Below are 4,280 nucleotides of genomic sequence, written 5' to 3'. Positions count from 1 at the left end.
CAGTGACCTTATGGCCCTGGCCGATCAGCTTCTTGATGGTTTCCGGGGTGGCAGCCACCCGCGTTTCACCGGTCTGGGTTTCGAGAGGAACACCAATGTGCACGTCAAATCTCCTGCATGATCTTTTTGCTTTTGATCTTTTTGTAAAAAGGCCAGTGCGCCGTGAGTGGCGCAACTGGGGCGGCCGATCAGCACGATCCCGCTGAAATGACAGCGGGGCGCGGCATTTTGCAGGCGAACTTTACGGCCTTCAAGGGATTATGACGGGTGACGAAAAATTAACTACAAGTCACCCTGTGACTGATTGTCGCAATGCGCCGAAATAACCCCTTTAAATACAAGCAATTAAAGGCTTGCAGGCGGTAACGCGCGGTTTTTTAATCGTCGGCGTGAATAGTCGGTTATTGAACCGTAATAGTCGCTGCAAGCCTTATCATTCATGGCTTTGCGCTCCTTTTTTGTTCAACAGATACAGTCTGTTTAAATGCGACATCCGCGTATATCTGTAGTGCTTTGATTTAGTTGACTACAAGGTCAGTAAATGGGGGTTGGCCTTGGGTGTCGGGGTTGTAGCGCCGAGATTGCTCGATGAGCCAATCGCGGAACGCATGCAGGGACGCGGATTTGACCTTTCGTTCCGGAATCATCAGGTAATACGCCTTATCGCTGGGCAGGGTTTGGTGGCTCGCGATCACCAGGTGCTGCTCTTTCAACTCTCGCTGGATCAGGAAGGGTGGGATCAGCGCAATGCCCATGTCATGCATTGCCGCCTGGGACAACATTGAGAATAGCTCGTAACGCGGGCCTGTCATGTCGCGGGGAACGCTCATCTGTTGGGCGTTGAACCACTGACGCCAGGCATAAGGGCGCGTTGTCTGCTGCAAGAGGGGCAGGTCGCCCATTTCCTGGGGGGTAAAGTACGCGCGGTCGCCGAGTAAGCGTGGGCTGCACACGGGGACGGGGTTTTCCCCCATGAGCCTATGGGATTCGGTGCCGGACCAGTCGGCATCACCGAAATAGATCGCAGCGTCGAACTCGGTGTCGGCAAACAGGAAGGGGCGCGTGCGGTTGGTCAGGTTGACCGTCACTTCCGGGTGCCGCTGTTGAAAGTCCTTTAGGCGCGGGATCAACCACTGGGTGCCGAAAGTCGGTACCACGGCCAGTTCGATGACATTCGCGCCCTGCTGGCCCATGACTGAAAGGGTGTCGCGTTCTACTGCATCCAGTTGCGTTGCCACCCTGCGGCTATAAGACAGCCCCGCCTCCGTCAGCTTTACACCGCGCCGCGAGCGTCGAAACAGTTCGACACTCAAAAAATCTTCAAGGCTGGCGATCTGTCGGCAGATCGCACCTTGAGTGATGGAAAGCTCCTGTGCTGCCTTGGTGAAGCTCTCATGGCGGGCGGCTGCTTCAAAACTGATAAGCGCGGTAGTGCTGGGGATTTTCCTGCGCATGTACATTGTCCTCACTTATAAGGCGCTTTTTTGGCCTTGTCAGGCGTTACGAAGTGAGAAATTAGCACAACCCCATGCAGAAACCTCGTTTGCCCTCGGCGTCGCCCCGGCCTAGTCTGCCTGTACGACGTTTTGATTGTTTTCGTGAGGACTTATTCATGGCTGGCAAGGCAAGCTTCAACTGGATCGATCCGCTGCTGCTGGATCAACAGCTCACCGAAGAAGAACGCATGGTGCGCGACAGTGCCGAGCAGTTTGCTCGGGACAAGTTGGCGCCCCGTGTGCTTGAAGCTTTCCGTCATGAAAAGACCGACCCCGCGATCTTCCGCGAGATGGGCGAAACCGGCTTGCTGGGGGCCATGATTCCCGAGCAATACGGTGGCAGTGGCTTGAACTACGTCAGCTATGGGTTGATTGCCCGTGAAGTCGAGCGTGTCGATTCCGGGTATCGCTCGATGATGAGTGTGCAGTCCTCATTGGTCATGGTGCCGATCAATGAATTCGGCACCGAAGCGCAAAAGCAAAAGTACCTGCCGAAACTGGCCTCCGGCGAATGGATTGGCTGCTTCGGTCTCACCGAGCCCAATCACGGTTCTGATCCAGGCGCGATGATTACCCGTGCGCGCAAAGTGGAAGGCGGTTACAGCCTGACCGGCGCGAAGATGTGGATCACCAACAGCCCGATCGCCGATGTGTTCGTGGTGTGGGGCAAGGACGACGCCGGCGACATCCGCGGTTTTGTACTGGAGAAGGGCTGGAAAGGCCTGAGTGCTCCGGCGATTCACGGCAAGGTCGGTTTGCGGGCGTCCATTACGGGCGAAATTGTCATGGACAACGTGTTTGTGCCCGAAGAGAACATCTTTCCGGACGTGCGTGGCTTGAAAGGTCCGTTTACTTGCCTGAACTCGGCGCGATACGGCATCTCCTGGGGCGCCCTGGGGGCTGCGGAGTTCTGCTGGCATACCGCGCGCCAGTACACCCTTGATCGTCATCAGTTTGGTCGCCCGTTGGCGGCGACGCAGTTGATCCAGAAGAAGCTGGCCGACATGCAGACCGAGATCACGTTGGCGCTGCAAGGTTGTCTGCGCCTGGGGCGGATGAAAGATGAGGGAACGGCGGCGGTTGAGATTACTTCGATCATGAAGCGCAACTCATGTGGTAAGTCTCTGGATATCGCGCGCATGGCCCGGGACATGCTGGGCGGCAACGGCATTTCCGACGAGTTCGGGGTGGCGCGTCATCTGGTCAACCTGGAAGTGGTCAACACCTATGAAGGTACGCATGACGTGCATGCCTTGATCCTGGGGCGCGCGCAAACCGGTCTTCAGGCCTTCTATTAATAGGAGCACGGACATGGGCGCGCTTTCGCATCTGCGTGTACTGGATTTATCGCGAGTACTGGCGGGCCCTTGGTCCGGGCAGATACTCGCGGACCTTGGGGCCGAGGTGATCAAGGTCGAAAGGCCGGGCAATGGTGACGACACGCGCGCCTGGGGGCCGCCTTTTCTCAAGGATGCTGATGGTGAAAACACCAGTGAGGCCGCGTACTACCTGTCCGCCAACCGGAACAAGGCGTCGGTGACCATCGACTTCACCAAGCCTGAGGGGCAAAAGCTGGTGCGTGATCTGGCTGCCAAGTCGGACATTCTGATCGAGAACTTCAAGGTGGGTGGCCTCGCGGCTTATGGTCTGGATTATGAGTCGCTCAAGGCGATCAATCCGGAGCTGATCTATTGCTCGATTACCGGCTTTGGCCAGACCGGTCCTTATGCAACCCGTGCCGGCTATGACTTCATGATTCAAGGGCTGGGTGGGTTGATGAGCCTCACCGGTCGGCCTGAGGGTGATGAGGGCGCGGGTCCGGTGAAGGTTGGGGTGGCATTGACCGATATTCTCACCGGGCTTTATTCGACCGTAGCCATCCTGGCGGCGCTTGCTCACCGGGATCACGACGGCGGTGGGCAGCATATTGATATGGCGCTGCTGGATGTGCAGGTAGCTTGCCTGGCTAACCAGGCGATGAACTACCTGACCACCGGAGTTTCGCCAAAGCGTCTGGGCAATGCGCATCCGAACATCGTGCCTTATCAGGACTTTCCTACGGCTGATGGTGATTTCATCCTGACCGTGGGTAATGACGGGCAGTTTCGCAAGTTCGCCGAGGTGGCCGGACAACCCCAGTGGGCGGATGATCCGCGGTTTTCTACGAATAAAATGCGAGTTGCCAATCGTGCGGTGCTGGTCCCGCTGATTCGGCAGGCGACCGTGTTCAAGACTACGGCAGAGTGGGTATCGCAGCTGGAGAAAGTAGGTGTGCCATGTGGGCCGATCAATGATCTGGCGCAGATGTTTGCCGATCCGCAGGTCAAGGCGCGCGGGTTGGCCATAGAGTTGCCTCACGCGTTGGCGGGGATGGTGCCTCAGGTTGCCAGTCCCATCCGGCTTTCCAAGACGCCCGTGGAATATCGCAATGCGCCTCCGCTGTTGGGTGAGCATACGGTTCAAGTGCTGCAAAGTGTGCTGGGGCTGGCGCCTTCGAGCGTGGCTGCTTTAAGAGAGGCTGGCGTTATCTGAAGTATCTCTTCTATATAGAGGGGCGTCGGTCGTTTTCTGATCAATCCTAACTATTTGATAAGAAAACGAAATTAGTCGTTGACGGCAGATTCTGTGCGCCTATAATTCGCCCCACTTCCGGCGCAGTCGAAACGGAAAACTCCTTGGTAAACAATGAGTTAAGTAAGTTTCGGCGGCAGGTTGCTTCAGTTCATCGAAGCCAAAAGGAAGTTGAAAAAGAGGTGTTGACAGCAGCGTGTAACGCTGTAGAAT

4 protein-coding genes are annotated in these 4,280 nt (G+C 56.5%); 2 read left to right on the top strand and 2 right to left on the bottom strand.

Annotation, left to right across the window (positions count from 1 at the left end; genetic code table 11):
• A partial coding sequence (locus tag BFP90_RS29230) for a hypothetical protein (protein ID WP_150723572.1) occupies positions 1 to 103 on the bottom strand: 103 nt, incomplete at its 3' end.
• A gap of 415 nt (positions 104 to 518) precedes the next feature.
• Complete coding sequence (locus BFP90_RS16690; RefSeq protein ID WP_065897469.1) at positions 519 to 1,454, bottom strand: LysR family transcriptional regulator; 936 nt, start codon at positions 1,452 to 1,454, stop codon at positions 519 to 521.
• A gap of 158 nt (positions 1,455 to 1,612) precedes the next feature.
• Between BFP90_RS16690 and BFP90_RS16685 the strand changes: the two genes are divergently transcribed.
• Complete coding sequence (locus BFP90_RS16685) at positions 1,613 to 2,794, top strand: acyl-CoA dehydrogenase (protein ID WP_065886800.1); 1,182 nt, start codon at positions 1,613 to 1,615, stop codon at positions 2,792 to 2,794.
• Positions 2,795 to 2,807: 13 nt separating this feature from the next.
• Positions 2,808 to 4,028: a CaiB/BaiF CoA transferase family protein gene (locus tag BFP90_RS16680; protein ID WP_065892530.1), complete on the top strand. Its 1,221-nt coding sequence runs from the start codon at positions 2,808 to 2,810 to the stop codon at positions 4,026 to 4,028.
• Positions 4,029 to 4,280: the final 252 nt, after the last annotated feature.

The organism is Pseudomonas sp. 24 E 13 (genome assembly GCF_900004715.1).
GTDB lineage: Bacteria > Pseudomonadota > Gammaproteobacteria > Pseudomonadales > Pseudomonadaceae > Aquipseudomonas > Aquipseudomonas orientalis_A.
This window is presented reverse-complemented; position numbering and strand designations above follow the sequence as displayed.

Excerpts from the sequence above, each read along its gene's own strand:
- BFP90_RS16690 (WP_065897469.1), bottom strand. The coding sequence starts at position 1,454 with ATGCGCAGGAAAATCCCCAGCACTACCGCGCTTATCAGTTTTGAAGCA.
- BFP90_RS16685 (WP_065886800.1), top strand. The coding sequence starts at position 1,613 with ATGGCTGGCAAGGCAAGCTTCAACTGGATCGATCCGCTGCTGCTGGAT.
- BFP90_RS16680 (WP_065892530.1), top strand. The coding sequence starts at position 2,808 with ATGGGCGCGCTTTCGCATCTGCGTGTACTGGATTTATCGCGAGTACTG.